Origin of the sequence: Enterococcus sp. 125944 (genome assembly GCF_051909435.1) — a bacterium.
Lineage (GTDB): Bacteria > Bacillota > Bacilli > Lactobacillales > Enterococcaceae > Enterococcus_D > Enterococcus_D gallinarum.
Genome location: NZ_JBQASY010000033.1, coordinates 1 through 16,476, shown reverse-complemented (window position 1 = coordinate 16,476; position 16,476 = coordinate 1). Strand labels below are relative to the sequence as shown.

Sequence of the window (16,476 nt, the reverse complement as noted above, 5' to 3'; positions counted from 1 at the left end):
ACTAAGATATTCTTTAACGATTTTTAGTTTTAATTCAAAAGGATATTTTGCCATACAAATAACGACCCCCAAAAGTTAGATTTTTTGGTCTAACTTTTGGGGGTCGCTTCATAAGGGGCTTTCCATTTAAGGGGCTTTTTTATCTATAAAATAAAGTTCAGAAAAGTCTCTATCGTGCCACTTTCATACATGATGTATAGTCCAAGTGGAATGAATACTAAGGGCACAATGATTCGCTCGTATTTTTCAATTGTCTCGGATATTAACGGAATAGAGGATAGCACCCGACTAAGCTCGCAAAAGATAATTATGCCGATTGCAAACACAAGCAACGCCACGAGGGTCTGTGACCAATCTAACGAAGCAAAATAAGGTATATAGATACCTAAATTATCTCCGCCAGACGCAATTGTCAGCAATGTAACTGTCCAAAACAGTTGATTTGCCTTGCTTTGTTCTAATCTTTCAATAATTTCTTCCTCTTCATCTTCCTCACCTTCTCCAACAATTGCAAAGCGAATCCCTAAATAGATAGGGATTAAACCAAGCAATCCAACCATCCATGCTTCAGGCACGAAATTGACGACATAAGCAGCAACTAAACTCGCCCCTACAAGTAAGCCTGTGCCTAGATATTGCCCCGCATAAATATGCCATTTCTGTTTATTCTGTGATAGCTGTGCAAATAAAATAATCAATATAATTAAATAATCGATACTGGTGGAAATATAAACACCGATAGCAGATATGATTGTCTGTCCCATAAAAAAACCTCCTGTATTAGTCAGTAATAAATCAGCAGATTTTAGGGGAGCACAGACACATTAATTTAGCTATCGCTAGTGGGTAATATCGAACGTAGGAAAGCATTTTACTCCTCCTCAAAACGTAGTTACAAAGTAGTTTCTAACTGGAATTCGGTGACTACTTGTTTGACTTTCGAATATAAGCCTGCATATTTTGCCAATTTTGTTTGATTTTCCAATCGTTCAATTTGACCGATTTCAACGATTAATTAAGTGGAGTACACCTTTCCAATACCTGGAACACCGGGCAAATATTGATATTCTCGAATGCAGACAAATAATTGCTTGATTGCTTTTCCAAGTCTTTGATGTTCTTTTCAAGCGCACGAATTTCACGTACAAGAACACTTAGAACGACATTACTGGATTCTTGTGCAAGTCTACCTAACCGATAACTCATGGTAATTGCACGTTGAATGATTTGGCAATTTTTTCTGGATCTTTAAAGTAACCTTTTCCTTCTTCTTGTATTAAGTCACAGAACGCCTCTAAGGCTTCTTTAGCTATAGTCGCTGCATCCGCAATATTTCCATAGTTACTGCAATTCCTTTTACGGTATCTTCACCCATGACAACCATTCTAAAAATTTTCGCTAACTCGTCCATTCCAGCTGGAAAAGAATCCCAAAAATCAATATCATAATTACCATTTTAGGCTTCTAAAACAAAACTACACCAAGAAAGGATATCACCATGGATCATTGTACTAAAAAATTGGGTTCTATGATAAATAGTGTTGGTGACCAATACTATTTGACACAGAACCATTTAACTTAACTTGATGCAAATAATAACTTATCTAAATCAAATATCTCAACATATTTTTGAGTATGCTGTTTAATTAAACCTCTCTCTTCCAATGATGAGAACTTACGACTTATTGTTTCTGGGGTTGTACCCAAGTACGAGGCTAGATCTTTTTTCGACATTGGTAAAGTCACATAAGTATGGTTTTCTTCATCTTCAACGTATTCTGATAGAAAATCAATAATACGAGACTCTACTTGCTCCATACCAACTTGCATCGTTTGCTTTTCTGATACCTGTAAACGTTTCGTAACATCTGATAGTATTCTTCTCATAATTTCTGGGTAAGCGCCTAAATAGTCATCCATATCCTTTTTATGAATTCTACATATGCTCACTTCTGATATTGCTTCAGCATAATTAGAATGGTAACTTTCAGTTTGAAAAATAGCCACTTCTCCCATAAAATCACCAGGATTTAATATGCGTACAGTTTGTTCACGACCAGATTCATTTAAGTTATAAACACGTACACGCCCATTATTTATAATATAAAGTGTGTCATCTTTATCACCATTTCCAAATAACAACGCATTCTTTGCATAATGTACTTCTTGCGCTGATTGCGCAATTAAACTCATTTGTTCTTCATTTAGGTGATTAAAAATCGGAACTAAACGTATACAATCTATATGACTATGGTGGTGATGGTGTGCCATACAACTTTCCTCCTAATTAATCGTTATCTATATAGTCATCATCTTCTAACGCATCCTTGTTAACAAAGGCTTGAAGTTGCCAAATATTTATATCTAAGTAATCTTTATAACTAATTAGTAAATCTTCTAATGCATCATCTGCTTCTTCTTGTGCTAAACGCATTGCACGAACGGTGAATTCACGATTAGTCCTAAAATCTTCTACTAACTGTATGACCATTTCTTCAGCAGAATAATATTTTTCAGACGGATCTTCAGAAATTATTGTAAATTCCTGAAATTCAGTAGTTGTTGAAGCTGGCTTAAATCCTGAAGCTAGTAAACGTTCTGCAATCTTATCAAACCATGTCTCATTCTCATTGTATAAATTCTCAAAAACACTATGCAATGAATAGAAATTTGTGCCTTTTACATACCAATGATATTGATGTAATTTTACATGTAAGGTATGGATATTAGCAAGTATATGATCTGTGACAGCTACAGCATTAATCTTAGTATGATGAATGTGTTCTTTATATGCTTTTTCAGCAGCTAATTTTTCTTGTCTTTCATTTGCTGTTGTCATTTTATACACCTTCCTTTACTTTTGAACTAATAACTGAATATCCTAGGTTTTCAATAGCTCTTTCAATTGTACTCAAATTGACTTGTTCTTCATCAAAATCTACTTTTACCTTACTTGCATTGAACAGTATTTTTACAGAATCTTTTTCTACACCAGCTGTCTGTTTTAAACCACTTTCAATTTTTTGTAAACATGATGGACAAGTTAATGTTTCTAATTTTAATGTTGCTTTAGTCATATCTATCACTCCTTTAAATAAATTATACAGGACATTTCTTTTAAGATAATTGACATAGATCAATTATCTTAATTGATATCTTCTTAATCTCATTGCATTTAAAATAACTACTAAAATACTTGCCTCATGAACTAACATACCTATCGACATAGACATCCATTCACTAAATATTAAACTAACCAATAATATTATCACCACACCAACAGCAATTAGAATATTTTGTCTCATATTCGCATATGTCCCTTTAGCTAAACCTAAAGCATGGGGGAGACGATTAAAATTGGAATTCATTAGAACAATATCTGAACTTTCAATAGCCACATCTGTCCCATTTCCCATAGCAATCCCTACTTCTGCAGTAGCTAGAGAAGGGCTATCGTTCACACCATCACCAATAAAAGCAATAATTTCACCAGTAGACTGTCTTTCTTTTAGAAACGCTTGCTTGTCCTCAGGTAACATATCGCCATGAGCCTCGGTTAATCCTAGCTCCTTTTTAACTAAATTAACTGTGCCTTGATTATCCCCTGATAATACAGTGAGATTTTTAACACCAAGTGATTTTTAATTTTTGTAGGTCTTGTTTAACACCTGCTCGAACTTGGTCACGGATTCCCATTAAAATAATTAACTTACGATCAACTGCCGTTAATACAATACTCTTCTTTTTTTTCAAGAATTCAAAAAAGCGGAAAATCCCAGATTTAAAAATCTGAGTTTCCGCTTTTGTCATTTCAAGGATGGACTATTGTCTCAGCCTCTTCTAATTTATTCTTAAGATATTTTTACTTTCTCTGCAGGTGCTGATACTTCTTTTTGTTCTTTTCGACCTTTCAACTTATACTTCATTAATCTCATGCCATTGAAAATTACCACCAAGATACTACCTTCATGAACCAACATTCCGATAGACATATTCATCCATTCGCTGAAGAAGACGCTGGTCAACAAGACCAACACTACTCCAATTGAAATCACGATATTTTGCTTCATATTATTTGCGGTGGCTTTTACTAATCCTAATGCGTGAGGCAAGTTGCTGAAGTTCGAGTTCATTAAAACGACATCGGATGTTTCAATCGCTACGTCCGTTCCGCTTCCCATTGCGATTCCAATGTCTGCTAAAGCTAAGGACGGACTATCGTTAACGCCATCTCCAACAAAGGCTACAATTTGACCACGTTGTTGAAGTTTTCCGATATAAGCCGATTTGTCTTCCGGCAACATGTGGCCGTGAGCTTCGGTCAAACCAAGTTCGCCGGCGACCACATCAACGGTTCCTTGGTTATCTCCTGAAAGAACGACTAGATTTTTCACGCCCAAGTCTTTTAATTCCTGCAAATTAGCTTTCACACCCGGACGGACTTGATCGCGAATGCCCATCAGTACTTTTAATTCACCGTCGACCGCTGTCAAAACGAGAGAGTTCCCTTGTTGTTCAAACCGTTTGACATCTTTTTGCACTTTTTTGCTGAGAGTGACATTTTCTTTTTCCATCAAGGCCACATTCCCAACAGCCACTCTATGTCCAGCTACACTTGAAACGATTCCGCCGCCTTTCACGACTTCAGTTCCTTCAACAGGATAAAAATTTGTTTCTCCAATTTGATTTAAGACCGCTTTTGCTAATGGATGATCTGATTCCCGTTCCACACTGGCCAGATAGCCAAGCGTTTCAGCAGAATCTTTTTCATACAGTTCAGTCGCTGCAACGGTTGGGTTTCCGACAGTTAAAGTACCTGTCTTATCAAATACAATTGTATCCACATTGCTGAAGTCTTGAATGACTTCACTCCCTTTTAAAAGAACACCGTTACGAGCACCATTCCCGATACCGGCAACGTTTGAGACAGGCACTCCGATAACTAATGCGCCTGGGCAACCTAGAACCAAGATGGTGATTGCTAACTCAATATTTTGACTGAACGCCCATACAACAATTGACAGAACCAAGACAGCTGGTGTGTAGTATTTAGAAAAGCGATCAATGAACCGTTCCGCTTCGGATTTAGAATCTTGTGCTTCTTCCACGAGTTCAATAATTTTTCCAAATGTGGTGTCCTCACCAACTCGGTCAGCTCTGATTTGAATCGTTCCGTTTTCTAAAATGGTTCCTGCAAAAACTTCTGCATCAGCTAGCTTGTTGACCGGAACAGCTTCCCCTGTAATGCTAGCTTCATTGATATGCCCTTCGCCCGTAAGGACTGTGCCATCCACTGGAACTTTCGCACCCGTTTTAACGAGCAAGATATCCCCTTCATCTACATCATCCACTTCTACTTCTTCAAATTCGCCATTATCCATTTGTTTCAAGGCGCTTTCGGGTGCCATTTCAGTCAATTCTTTGATAGCAGATCGCGTTTGGTTCAATGTTCGTTGTTCCAAGTAGTGTCCGAATAAGAATAAGAACGTGACAATAGCCGATTCTTCATAATTTTGAATAAAAAGCGCACCAATCGCTGCAATACTGACTAAGACATCAATACTGATGACTTTGACTTTCATTGCTTGAAACGCTTGAATGGCAATTGGCGTAATCCCAAAGACAGAGGCGATGATCAAAGACCACTCTGAAAGTCCTACGTTTTCTAAAACAAAGTGACTGAAGAAACCGAGTGCGATTAACAATCCACTGATGACGGTGATAACATTTTTCTTGCTTAATATATATTGTTGCATGCTTTTTCCCTCCAAATTTAATTTCTCTTTTATTGATAAACACAGTATAAGATAATTGCCTAAGTAATTAATTGACTGACATCAAGTTTTGAAAAAATACGTGTCCCTTCTCACTATTTTTTTGATCTAACAGCCTCAATGACACTTATTCCTCTTTACAGTTATAACGATACCCTCTTTTTATCGAATAAAAATTTACGGCTATCAAGTTTAGAAAGTTCTCTTTTATCGTTTCTAAGCACCTCGAATCGGATTGCAACAAAAAAGCAATCCCGGAAAAATAGCTTTTCTTCCAGAATTGCCTAGTTCATTTAATCTGTTAAGCGGCCTTGACTTTTGCTTTAAGGACCGGATAGCCTACGTTTTCGATAGCTTTTTGAATCTCTTCAATCGAAGTGACAGCTGAATCAAAATTGGTTTTGACTTTGCTGGAGTTGAATAATACTTTAATGCTGTCTTTATCAATACCGTTAACTGATTTCAAGGCACCTTCAATTTTTTGCATACAACTTGGACAAGACAACGTTTCTAATTGCAATATAGCTTTTTCCATAATTCCTATCTCCTTTATGTGTTTTTATTTTATCCGCAGCAGATTAATGAACACTGCCTTTTCCTCTTTACAACTGTAGTATAGCTCACTTTTAGCAAACGAAAATTGACGCATATCAAGTTTTGCACTTCTTTTTATCTTTTTGCTCAATTCACCATCTTAATAGTCTTTTTCTGCCCCTTATTGCCATCAGAATAATAATAAATTGGTGGATAGTCTTGTCTGCGTATAAACCATACTACAATCGCGCCAATAAACAGGGCCAGAGACAAGGCTTGCGAAACGCGGATCCACTCGCCAATCCATAAACTGTCCGTTCGCATACCTTCAATGAAGAACCGACCCACTGAGTACCACAAAACGTAACTCAAAGCGACTTCTCCTTGACGCAAAAGCTGTTTTCGGTTCCGTATAGTGACGATGAGGACAAAGCCCAACAAACTCCACAATGACTCGTATAAAAAAGTCGGATGGTAGTAGGTACCATTGATATTCATTTGTTGGTTCTGTTGCAAAGTTTTCCAAAAAATCTATTTTAGTGTAAAATTGAGAAAAAAGACAGAGAGGACAGAGTAATGAATCATTTTAAAGGCAAACAATTCAAAAAAGACGTCATTATTGTCGCTGTTGGTTACTACCTGCGTTACAATCTAAGCTATCGTGAAGTTCAGGAATTGTTATATGATCGTGGAATAAATGTTTGTCATACTACGATTTATCGTTGGGTGCAAGAGTACAGCAAAGTCCTCTATTATCTTTGGAAGAAGAAAAATAGACAATCCTTCTATTCATGGAAAATGGACGAAACCTATATCAAAATTAAGGGACGTTGGCATTATCTTTATCGTGCAATTGATGCGGACGGCTTAACCTTAGATATCTGGTTACGAAAGAAACGGGATACGCAAGCAGCCTATGCTTTCTTAAAACGACTCCATAAACAGTTTGGTGAGCCGAAAGCAATTGTGACCGATAAAGCACCTTCTCTTGGCTCCGCCTTTAGAAAGTTACAGAGTGTGGGTTTATATACTAAGACAGAGCACCGAACTGTGAAGTATCTTAACAATTTAATAGAACAAGACCATCGACCTATTAAACGACGAAATAAATTTTATCAAAGTCTCCGTACAGCCTCTTCCACGATTAAGGGCATGGAGACCATTCGAGGAATATATAAAAAGAACCGAAGAAATGGAACGCTCTTCGGCTTTTCGGTGTCTACTGAAATCAAGGTATTAATGGGAATAACAGCCTAAGATATTTGGAGTTCAGAGAGGGCGCGTTTGATTTTCAAACTTCGCAACAGAACCCTTTTAAGCAATTTCCCCTCTTCCAAGGGAAATACATGACGGAGTCGGAGGTGCTTGATTACCTACTCTCTATAGATAACCAACTACGACAAAGCTATGAAGTCTATCAAGAGTTATTAGCTGCTTTTGATGCAAAAGATTTTACTGAATTTTTCAATCTCATTGAATCATTGCCACATTCCTTGAATGATGGGTTTAAAAAGGCAATTTGTTATCTGAAAAAGCACACAGAAGCAATCACAAACTCCTTAAAATATCCCTATTCAAACGGAAAATTGGAGGGAAAGAATAACCTCATCAAAGTAATCAAAAGAATTGCTTTTGGATTTCGGACTTTTCGTCATCTCCGGATGCGTGTCCTGATTCAACAGAACATCTGTGAAATCATTTAATAACGCAAAAAAGGAAAGGAAATGCCGAAGCATTTCCTAACATACGATTTGAGCAAAACAATAGCAATTGACAAAGAACCTAAATAATTTCCATAAAAAACGCACTCCTTTCCAATAATTTTAGGAAAGGAGTGCTTTATTTCATATAAAATCAATTTTTTATACACATGCTCATTGGCTATATTTCAGGGTTCTCGAGAAATAAAGCAAGCCAGTTTGACAATCGACATAACGTTCTTTTCCAAATTGCTGGCGGCTTTTTTTCCTTTCCACCATTAGTATACTACAGTTTCTGCCTTTCATCCTTCAGGGTGAATGAGCTTGCGAATTCATGTATGTTTGACAAAGAACCTCTTTTTCTAAAAATAGACCGACAAAGTACTGCCTAGAATCAACCCATTTTTTAAAATAACGTACGATTTTTATTTAGTGGCACGTTATGAGAGTCTCTCGTTCGTTTTTCTGATCTTTTTATTGACCCAACTGCCTATAAAACGACGGAAAAAGTATTTCATGAATAATTCAGGTACTTATAATCAGTACAATAACCTGATAAAACCCCTAGTTTAACTAGGGAATCCGAAGCTAAGCCCTCTTTTCCAAACCCAGAGAGAAGAATTAACCCTGCGAAAGCAACTAATTTCATTAGTTCTTCTGAATGATTCAATTGACTTCACTTACTCAGTATATTAATTGGATTCATCTCAATCATTTTATTAAAAGTTGGTTCACTCATTACTTTTAATAGTTCTTCTTTCAAACTTGTTAAAATATAGGTAAGCCCAGGCGTTCCTCCATAAGTTGGCAAATATTTTTTTCGTCCCATATCACCTGAAAGACAAATCTGATTTTCATAACCCGCATCAACCAGTCGTTTAATTAGTTGGACGCGGTCTGCATCATGATTCGCCAACTCTCGGCCAATATGATCCATACAAATACTTGCTCCCGTTTCACAGATTTGAGCTAAATAGTGAAAATCTTTAGTTAAATCTACATGACTCAAACAAATATTACTTGCTTTCGCACCGTTTTTTGTTAAACAATTAATTTGCTCCAGTCCCATCGTCCCCCCATCACAATGCGTAATAATGGGAATCCCTGTTTTTTTTTGTACTTGACCGGCTATGGCTAGTATTCGTTGTTCAGCCAATGTAACCTCATTTTTACTCGTACCTACTTTCATTGCTCCTGGCAAAAGGTTTTGTGAAGTGACTCCGTGAGTTATTTCGGAATAAAGCAACTCAAAGATCTCATCATCATTGAGCGTTGTCAACCATTTTGGCTGAAACTCTTCCTTATGGAATCCCGTAACAAATGCTACATTCACTCCGGTAGCTTCAGATATCATTTTCAAAGCTAACGGATTTCGTCCATAATTAATTGGTGTCAAATCAACGATAGTTTTTCCACCAGCTTGTTTAAAAGCCATAACTTCCGCAATACTATGATAAATATCATCCAAGGTATAATCTTCATACTTTCTTAACTCATTAGGAATGACATATAAATGTTCATGAATAAATGTTGTACCCAAAGACTCAGCTTCGATTGGGCCTGTAACCGTATTGATCATGCACTCATCTCCTACCATTCAGCGATTGTACCATCATAATTTTTCCACTTAGGATTGGTCCAAACTAAACCTTCTTGTGCAATTTCTTTCACTCGATCTTCGTCCATTTCTAACCCTAAACCTGGTTTTGTCGGAAGATCTACGAAGCCATCTTTGTATTGGAATATCTCTTTATTCTTTACAAAATCTAACAAATCAAACCCTTTGTTGTAATGAATACCTAAGCTTTGTTCTTGAATAAACACATTAGGTGTACAAGAATCAACTTGTAATGTAGCTGCTAACGCAATCGGTCCATATGGTGCATGGGGGGCAACTGCTATATCATAAGCTTCAGCCATTGCAGCAATTTTTCTTGTTTCTAAAATCCCTCCACATAAAGCTACATCTGGTTGAATGATATCAATCGCTCCCTGTTGAAGAATTGATTTAAATTGCCATCTTGTATACAAACGTTCACCCGTTGCTAGTGGTACAGCAACTGCATTGGCTACTTCACTGAAATGTTCTTCATTCTCCGGCAAAACCACTTCTTCTAAGAACATTGGATGATAGGGTTCCAGTGCTTTTGCTAAAACCTTAGCCATTGGTTTGTGAACACGACCATGAAAATCGACACCAATGCTCAATGTATCTCCAAAACGTTCTCTAATTGAAGCAACACGTTCCACTACTTCAGCTACTTTTTCATAAGAATCAATGTAGTGTAATTCTTCTGTCGCGTTCATTTTCACGGCGGTAAACCCACGATCTACTCGATCTTGTGCCTGCTCTACTACTTCAGAAGGACGATCTCCACCAATCCAAGAATATACTTTGATTTTATCACGGGCTGCTCCACCTAGTAATTCATAAACTGGAACATTTAAGGCTTTCCCTTTAATATCCCATAAAGCCATTTCAAGTCCAGAGACAATCGTTCCATTAATAGGACCACCTCGGAAAAATGAACGATGCATTTCCTGAAACAGACGTTCAATTGCAAATGGGTTTTGACCAACTAAGAATCGATTTCCTATCTCATAAGCTCCTGCCACAACTGTTTCAGTCTTAGTTCCAGAAATCATTTCACCCCAGCCTTCAATACCTTCATCTGTAGATATTTTGACAAAAATCCATCTTGGTTTTACTTTATAGACTGTAATTTTTGAAATTTTCACTGTATGCCCTCCTGAATATTAGAAAATATTTGAAATAAACTCAGCAATCTTCATTAAAATGAAACCAATAATGTGTGTACCTGCATCTTCGGTAGATATTTGTGTCATTCCTGCTGGTAATTGGAATCCCCCAGCCAAAGCTAATTGTGTATGTATGCCGGCTAAACTAGTAGCAATTAAAAGCACACAAGCTGTTATAATCGTGGTGGAAAGTATTCCGCGAATAATATTTCCTTTTGAAAAGGCGACCGGCCATGCAGATAGCCACATTGCTTGGTAGGCAATATCTGAAATAGGTAAGAGTTTGTTACCTGGTAAAATAGCAGCCAACACTAAGGTAATCGGAACCATGATAATACCCGTAGCAATGGCACTTGAATTAGCAACTGTCAACGCAGCATCCACACCCATTGTAAAATTGTTTCCTGGAAATTTTACATTCAAGAATTTCTTAACAGAATTAGCAAAGGGTAATAATCCTTCCATTAAAATTTGCATCATTTTAGGTGTTAGAACCATTGTTGCAGAAGTACTCATTCCCACTATCAATACCTTATCAACAGGTTCTTTTGCTAATAACCCAATAACCAAGCCGATGACAAATCCCATAAACATAGGCTCACCAACAAAACCAAACCGCTCTTGAATTTTTTCAGGACGAGCATCTACCTTATTTAATCCAGGAATGCGGTCCCACAATTTGTTAAGTAGCCAAGCCAAGGGTGCCCAACCAACTGAGTTCGCAGTCGGGAAATTAACCCCTTCTAGTTCAAAGTAATCCTCTACTAACGGCGTTGTCCAATCAGCGAGTTTAAAACTAATAATTGCATCAATCGCCCCGAAGATTACCGCCAATATAATATTTTTATCCGTTGCATAATAAACCAAAGCAGCTACAAAAATATAGTGATTATAACTCCAGAAATCGACCATTACTGTATTGGTCTTTTTAAAAATCAGCATCAACACATTAATACCCAAAATAATAAATACCATAACTGCTGCTAGAGGAAAAGACCAAGTGGCTGCTGCACGAGCTGGCCAGCCGACATCCATAATACTTGTTTGAATACCCCAATTTTTGACCATTAACTGAACAGATGGACCTACCTGTGAAATAAACCAATTAATAATAATATTTACACCCGCAAAACCAATCCCCACAGTCAACGCTGATTTTAGTAATGTATTTAGCTTAATTCTAAAAAATAATCCTAAAATCAAGATAATGATAGGCATCATAATCATCGGACCCAAACTTGAGATCCAGTTTAACGCATCAATGACAATATTCATTTTTCACCCTCCTAGTCAAGCTCTTTCAATGCTTCTAACACCAAAGATTCAGATTTTTCTTCATTCACTCCAGTAACAAATGGTGTTCCAGGTATAACTTTAATTCCTTTGGTTACATTTTCTTGTAATTTCCCTGTAGGAACGATAAAGTCAACTTGATTTGATTCTAAAGCACCTGCAACTTCTGAAAATTTTAGTTGCAAAATTCGAGGTTCTGGTAATCCATTTGTTTTTGCTATTTTCCGAATTTTATTAGCTGCCATTGTAGATGTAATCATTGATGATGCACATGCGACGATAATTGTTTTTTTACTCATTGTATTTCCCTCCAATTTATTGATTAAATGCAGTTAAAACTTCTGTTTTACTCTTTGCTTCCATAATTGCTTGTAAGAAATCCTGATTGGTAACTTTACTCATCAACTCCTTCAATAATTGCGGTTGCTTATCGGGACTATCGAATAAAAGGTGAATAATAACATTCACTGAAACCATTTCTTCGGGATCATCCATTCGCTGAAAATGCAAACTATCTTTAAGAACGGATACTAAAATAGCGGTAACATTTGATAACTGATAATCTGTATGTGGAATTGCGATTGAGCGTTCCCCAATATATAGCCCCGTTGGATAAGTTGTTTCTCTCTTAGTGATTGACTCGAGATATCCCTCCTTTACCATGTTTTCCGTCATCAGTTTCTTTGTAATCTTTTGAAAGTATTCTTCTTGGTTTGAAAAACTTTGATTTAACAAAATATTTTTTTCTTCTAATTTAATGAGACTCATCTTCTTCACTTCCTGCTTCAGCTAGTTTATCTAAATATGATTGAATTGATTTTCGAATAGCTTGCCCATTGCGGTTTTGTATATCAGCTTTTTGAAACATGCTTGATCCTACCCCAAAGTACACAACTCCTGCTTTTTTAAAAGCCGCAATATTATCAATCGTCACTCCTCCAACTGCCATTAAAGGCCGTATACCAAAAGGACCGGCCAGTTGTTTAAAGTAGGTTGGCCCTACAGTGACTGCTGGAAAAACCTTTACAATATCGGCACCTTCATCAAACATAACTTGAATTTCCGATGGCGTAAAAGCTGATGGCACAGTTACCACCCCACGTTCTTTAGCCAACGAAAAAATTGGTGTTGAAAATTTTTTTGGTCCTAATAAAAATTTCGCACCACCAGCAATTGCTTGATCTGCTTGTGAAAATGTTAAAACTGTCCCTGCACCAATCAATAATTGTTGCCCAAATTTTTTGTTGCCTTCTGTGATGATACGTGCAAAGTCATCATTATTGGTTGTTACTTCAATTCCTACCGAAGTGTTCATCGCAGCCAATTCTTCCATGACAAACATCGCCTCTTCAAAACTATATCCTCTTAAAATGATGGTTAATTCAGGAAAATTCGTTATTGACATATTGCTTCCTCCTTAAAAAATTTTTTATTTTTTTTCTCACTTCATCTTCCGTCGTGCAAAGAAGTATTTCTTGCTGATATTCCTCGTCCTTAGAAAGTTGTAGTAATTGGTTAATCGCAAGTAAATAATTTTCCTTCTTTCCAATTGCAAAAGGGGAAATAAAATGGATAGGCCTATTTCCAGGAAAAATAATTGGATCAACTGATATAAGTAACGAGCAACCGCCCTTAATTACCCCATTTTCTGGCGATGAATGTGGAATAGCAATACGATTATTAAGAAAATAATAAGCCTCTTCATCCGCCATTTGACTCATTAAAATAGTCTGATAGTTCTGATTAATTACCTGCTCCTTTAATAAAGGCTGACAAGACAATTCCATCGCGTTCTGCCAAGTAAGTTGTTTCGTAGATACAAGAATAATCCCTTCAGAAACAAGCAATTCCACAAAAGATATCTTTTGTGCCTGTTTACTTTGACGATCTAGATATATTAGTGAATTTGCATAATTAATTAAAAATCTCTCAATATCAGTTTGTAGACTTTCTTCATTTTGAACAGCAGAGTAACGCTTAATAATTTCAGTAAGGTTCCTAGTCTCTTTGCTGATATTATTCGTAGAAAAATCAATGAGTACACGGTTCCGCAAGCGGTTTTTTTCTTCTTCGTTCATAATCGGTTGTATAATATATAATGGAATTTCACTTTTCAATGGTTGATTGCTAAAAATCAAATCAACATCTTCGACAAACTTATCCATCTCTCTGACCGAAGAACTAGCAACAAACTGAATATCTGGAAAAATTTCTTTCAATGTTTTCGCCATTACATTGGCCATAATCAATCCATTGCTACATACGACGATTGCCTTTTTTCTAACAGGTGTTTCGATAATAGAAGAATTTAATAGCTCCGAACAAAAATAAACAGAAATCAAATATAATTCAGTTTCAGGAATCGTCTTACGCAAAAATGCTTCCAAAGGTACAATGGATTCTTTAACAAAATTAAGTACCGCACTAACTTCATGGTTTTCCTTAACAATTTCAGCTAAATCATCTATTTCAAATGGTAATTCGTAGCGAATTCGATAGATTGCAGGTCGTAAATGATTCATCAATCGATTGGTCAACTCTTCTTTATTACTAATCCGAATAGCTGATTTACTTTGAAATAAGGTAATCATCTCCATAATTACTTGATAGATTCTTGAATCTAAAATTTCAAACTCATTTGAAATTGTATTGAATGATAAAAACAGAAGCGTCAACCATTCATAATCTATAGCTATCTCAGCATGTTGATAATGTTGATCAATGCAGCTTCGAATCATTTGAAACTCATCTAATTCCTGTAAATCATAACTAAAATCAATCTGTCCTTTCGTCCTTCTTTTAAAACTAGAAAGTGATAAACCTATCAAATAATAAAGTTTGGTTAGTGAATTATCAGAAAATTTCAATTTAAAAGTTTGTTCGTAGGTGTGAATAAAAAAACCAACAAATTCCCTTTCTTCAGAAAAGAGTGACTCAAAACGGTTAACTGTTGCATGCCTTTCAAATAAATAATTGAAAACTTCTAAGAGCAATGTATGAAGCTTTGCCATGCTTGATTCAATCATATAGCCATTTTGGGGATCAAATATCAAAGTGTAGTCTGGTGGCAACTCTTTTTTTATTTTAGAAAAGTCGTTTCTAGCCGTATTTTTACTGATACCAATAAACGCCATTATTTCTTGGGTTGTCACTTTTTTGGGGTTGGCTAGAATAAATAACAGTTCCGAATATCTTCTTATCTCACTATAAGCCAAATCATCGTTTATATATTCAGGAATCGCACCTTCTTTAAAAACCATTGCTTGATTCATGTATATCAAAAGTTTTTGAAGATCATTGGCTTCATATAACCACTCCCCTGAGTTACTTCGCTTTATCAGACTCAATCCATGAAGGGGATAATTCATCATTAATTTTTTTTATAGAGTAAGTTATCTGCCTAGTCGAAAAATGTACTAATGATTTCAATTGTTGAGAGTTTGTCACATGTGATCGTACAATGGTTTCTAACAGTTTTAAATCTTTTGTATTCACATTCATCTACCTCCCTGAGTTAAATATAACCGCTTACAGTATTAATTGGAATATCCAAAATTTGTCAAACCTTGGCTTAAATCAGACAAATGACAGGCACTTCTTTAATTTTTTATCTTATGCACCATCAGAATGGTGTGGAGTACCACTCAATTTTGGAGGCTTTTCATGTATAAATTACAAACAACCGTTCAATTGGCTTTTGAAGATTTCAATCAACCGATAGGTCTCAAAATGAATCCGTCTAACCGTTGGATTCAAAAAGCAGAGCTCATTCCATGGGCTGAACTTGAAAAAGACTACGCTAAAAATTTTCGTAAAAAAAAGGAAACGTCGCAAAACCCTTTCGCATGACCTTCGGAGCTCTACTGATTCAAAAGGAATATAGCTATAGCGACGAAGAAACGGTCTTACAAATTCAAGAAAACCCGTATTTATAGTTCTTCATCGGTTTGCCGGGCTATCAAGATGCCAAGCCTTTCGATGCTCTACAATGGTCTATTTCCGGAAACGCTTGGACGAAACAACGTTGATAGAAATCAATGAAAAAATACTCGTCTTCGACAAGAAAAAAGACGATAAGGACAACGATTCTTATGACGATTTCAATTCCGGAACATTGATTTTGGATGCCACTTGTGCTCCACAAAACATCAAATATCCAACCGATACAGAATTAATGAATGATACCCGTACCCATGCCGAGAAAATCATCGATGTTGTTTGTGAAGGGAAAAAACTGAAAAAGCCGGTTCTATAATATTTGGTTTTGTTACTCAAACTGAGTAGTGACGCCAAATATTTTTTTATATCTTAATTGTCAAATTAAGTTAGACAGATCATCAATACTTACGTAACTCAAAAATACTTCCAAAGGTGTTCGATAATCCAGTGATTTTCTAGGAATATTATTTCGTTTA

Annotated in this window: 17 protein-coding genes and 5 pseudogenes; 5 read left to right on the top strand and 17 right to left on the bottom strand. The window is 36.3% G+C overall.

The window, feature by feature from the left end; all coding sequences use genetic code 11:
* Positions 1 to 143 precede the first annotated feature (143 nt).
* The 9 genes and pseudogenes from ACTFWY_RS17085 to ACTFWY_RS17045 all read right to left on the bottom strand — a co-directional run.
* A complete protein-coding gene (locus ACTFWY_RS17085; RefSeq protein WP_439927318.1) occupies positions 144 to 764 on the bottom strand; it encodes a CadD family cadmium resistance transporter in 621 nt (206 codons plus the stop codon).
* 164 nt (positions 765 to 928) lie between these two features.
* Positions 929 to 1,313, bottom strand: a pseudogene (locus ACTFWY_RS17080) (transposase); the annotation flags it as partial.
* A 265-nt stretch (positions 1,314 to 1,578) separates the two neighbouring features.
* Positions 1,579 to 2,271, bottom strand: coding sequence for a Crp/Fnr family transcriptional regulator (locus ACTFWY_RS17075; RefSeq protein ID WP_005225225.1), 693 nt, complete (start codon positions 2,269 to 2,271; stop codon positions 1,579 to 1,581).
* 16 nt (positions 2,272 to 2,287) lie between these two features.
* The gene (locus tag ACTFWY_RS17070) at positions 2,288 to 2,839 is read right to left on the bottom strand and encodes a Dps family protein (protein ID WP_005237709.1); all 552 of its coding nucleotides are present in this window, start codon (positions 2,837 to 2,839) and stop codon (positions 2,288 to 2,290) included.
* A gap of 1 nt (position 2,840) precedes the next feature.
* The gene (locus tag ACTFWY_RS17065; RefSeq protein ID WP_003125446.1) at positions 2,841 to 3,077 is read right to left on the bottom strand and encodes a heavy-metal-associated domain-containing protein; all 237 of its coding nucleotides are present in this window, start codon (positions 3,075 to 3,077) and stop codon (positions 2,841 to 2,843) included.
* 63 nt (positions 3,078 to 3,140) lie between these two features.
* Positions 3,141 to 3,741 (bottom strand): annotated as a pseudogene (locus tag ACTFWY_RS17060) (HAD-IC family P-type ATPase); the annotation flags it as partial.
* 110 nt (positions 3,742 to 3,851) lie between these two features.
* The gene (locus ACTFWY_RS17055; protein WP_086268992.1) at positions 3,852 to 5,756 is read right to left on the bottom strand and encodes a heavy metal translocating P-type ATPase; all 1,905 of its coding nucleotides are present in this window, start codon (positions 5,754 to 5,756) and stop codon (positions 3,852 to 3,854) included.
* Between the two features lie 319 nt (positions 5,757 to 6,075).
* Complete coding sequence (locus ACTFWY_RS17050) at positions 6,076 to 6,309, bottom strand: heavy-metal-associated domain-containing protein (protein WP_003125439.1); 234 nt, start codon at positions 6,307 to 6,309, stop codon at positions 6,076 to 6,078.
* Between the two features lie 146 nt (positions 6,310 to 6,455).
* A pseudogene (locus ACTFWY_RS17045) lies at positions 6,456 to 6,812 on the bottom strand (prolipoprotein diacylglyceryl transferase family protein); the annotation flags it as partial.
* 72 nt (positions 6,813 to 6,884) lie between these two features.
* Between ACTFWY_RS17045 and ACTFWY_RS17040 the strand changes: the two are divergent.
* Together ACTFWY_RS17040 and ACTFWY_RS17035 are read left to right on the top strand one after the other, a co-directional pair.
* Entirely contained in the window at positions 6,885 to 7,565 is a 681-nt protein-coding gene (locus ACTFWY_RS17040; protein ID WP_002319817.1) for an IS6-like element ISS1N family transposase, read from the top strand.
* Positions 7,566 to 7,621: 56 nt separating this feature from the next.
* A pseudogene (locus tag ACTFWY_RS17035) lies at positions 7,622 to 8,011 on the top strand (transposase); the annotation flags it as partial.
* Between the two features lie 673 nt (positions 8,012 to 8,684).
* On the opposite strand, the gene ACTFWY_RS17030 reads toward ACTFWY_RS17035, so the two are convergent.
* From ACTFWY_RS17030 to ACTFWY_RS17000, 7 genes are read right to left on the bottom strand one after another with little or no spacing between them, the layout of a single operon-like run.
* Entirely contained in the window at positions 8,685 to 9,587 is a 903-nt protein-coding gene (locus tag ACTFWY_RS17030; protein ID WP_080441793.1) for a phosphotriesterase family protein, read from the bottom strand.
* An 11-nt stretch (positions 9,588 to 9,598) separates the two neighbouring features.
* Positions 9,599 to 10,747, bottom strand: coding sequence for a galactonate dehydratase (gene dgoD, locus ACTFWY_RS17025; RefSeq protein WP_060805113.1), 1,149 nt, complete (start codon positions 10,745 to 10,747; stop codon positions 9,599 to 9,601).
* Positions 10,748 to 10,765: 18 nt separating this feature from the next.
* Positions 10,766 to 12,043 carry a PTS galactitol transporter subunit IIC gene (locus ACTFWY_RS17020; RefSeq protein ID WP_060805112.1) on the bottom strand — a complete coding sequence of 426 codons (1,278 nt, stop codon included), beginning with the start codon at positions 12,041 to 12,043 and terminating at the stop codon, positions 10,766 to 10,768.
* 11 nt (positions 12,044 to 12,054) lie between these two features.
* Positions 12,055 to 12,360: a PTS lactose transporter subunit IIB gene (locus ACTFWY_RS17015; RefSeq protein ID WP_060805111.1), complete on the bottom strand. Its 306-nt coding sequence runs from the start codon at positions 12,358 to 12,360 to the stop codon at positions 12,055 to 12,057.
* Positions 12,361 to 12,376: 16 nt separating this feature from the next.
* Entirely contained in the window at positions 12,377 to 12,829 is a 453-nt protein-coding gene (locus ACTFWY_RS17010) for a PTS sugar transporter subunit IIA (protein WP_060805110.1), read from the bottom strand.
* Entirely contained in the window at positions 12,816 to 13,466 is a 651-nt protein-coding gene (locus tag ACTFWY_RS17005; RefSeq protein ID WP_060805109.1) for a bifunctional 4-hydroxy-2-oxoglutarate aldolase/2-dehydro-3-deoxy-phosphogluconate aldolase, read from the bottom strand. Before ACTFWY_RS17005 ends, ACTFWY_RS17010 begins: the two co-directional genes overlap by 14 nt.
* Complete coding sequence (locus tag ACTFWY_RS17000) at positions 13,444 to 15,321, bottom strand: BglG family transcription antiterminator (protein ID WP_247652054.1); 1,878 nt, start codon at positions 15,319 to 15,321, stop codon at positions 13,444 to 13,446. The genes ACTFWY_RS17005 and ACTFWY_RS17000 overlap by 23 nt, the downstream gene beginning before the upstream one ends.
* A 403-nt stretch (positions 15,322 to 15,724) precedes the next feature.
* Between ACTFWY_RS17000 and ACTFWY_RS16995 the strand changes: the two genes are divergently transcribed.
* Genes ACTFWY_RS16995 through ACTFWY_RS16985 form a run of 3 tightly spaced genes read left to right on the top strand, consistent with a single transcriptional unit; the run spans position 15,725 to position 16,316 of the window.
* Positions 15,725 to 15,910 carry a hypothetical protein gene (locus ACTFWY_RS16995; RefSeq protein ID WP_060805107.1) on the top strand — a complete coding sequence of 62 codons (186 nt, stop codon included), beginning with the start codon at positions 15,725 to 15,727 and terminating at the stop codon, positions 15,908 to 15,910.
* Positions 15,907 to 15,996: a hypothetical protein gene (locus ACTFWY_RS16990; RefSeq protein ID WP_228780288.1), complete on the top strand. Its 90-nt coding sequence runs from the start codon at positions 15,907 to 15,909 to the stop codon at positions 15,994 to 15,996. Before ACTFWY_RS16995 ends, ACTFWY_RS16990 begins: the two co-directional genes overlap by 4 nt.
* 53 nt (positions 15,997 to 16,049) lie before the next feature.
* A complete protein-coding gene (locus ACTFWY_RS16985; RefSeq protein ID WP_060805106.1) occupies positions 16,050 to 16,316 on the top strand; it encodes a hypothetical protein in 267 nt (88 codons plus the stop codon).
* Positions 16,317 to 16,376: 60 nt separating this feature from the next.
* Here ACTFWY_RS16985 and ACTFWY_RS16980 read toward each other — a convergent pair.
* Positions 16,377 to 16,476 (bottom strand): annotated as a pseudogene (locus ACTFWY_RS16980) (IS30 family transposase); the annotation flags it as partial.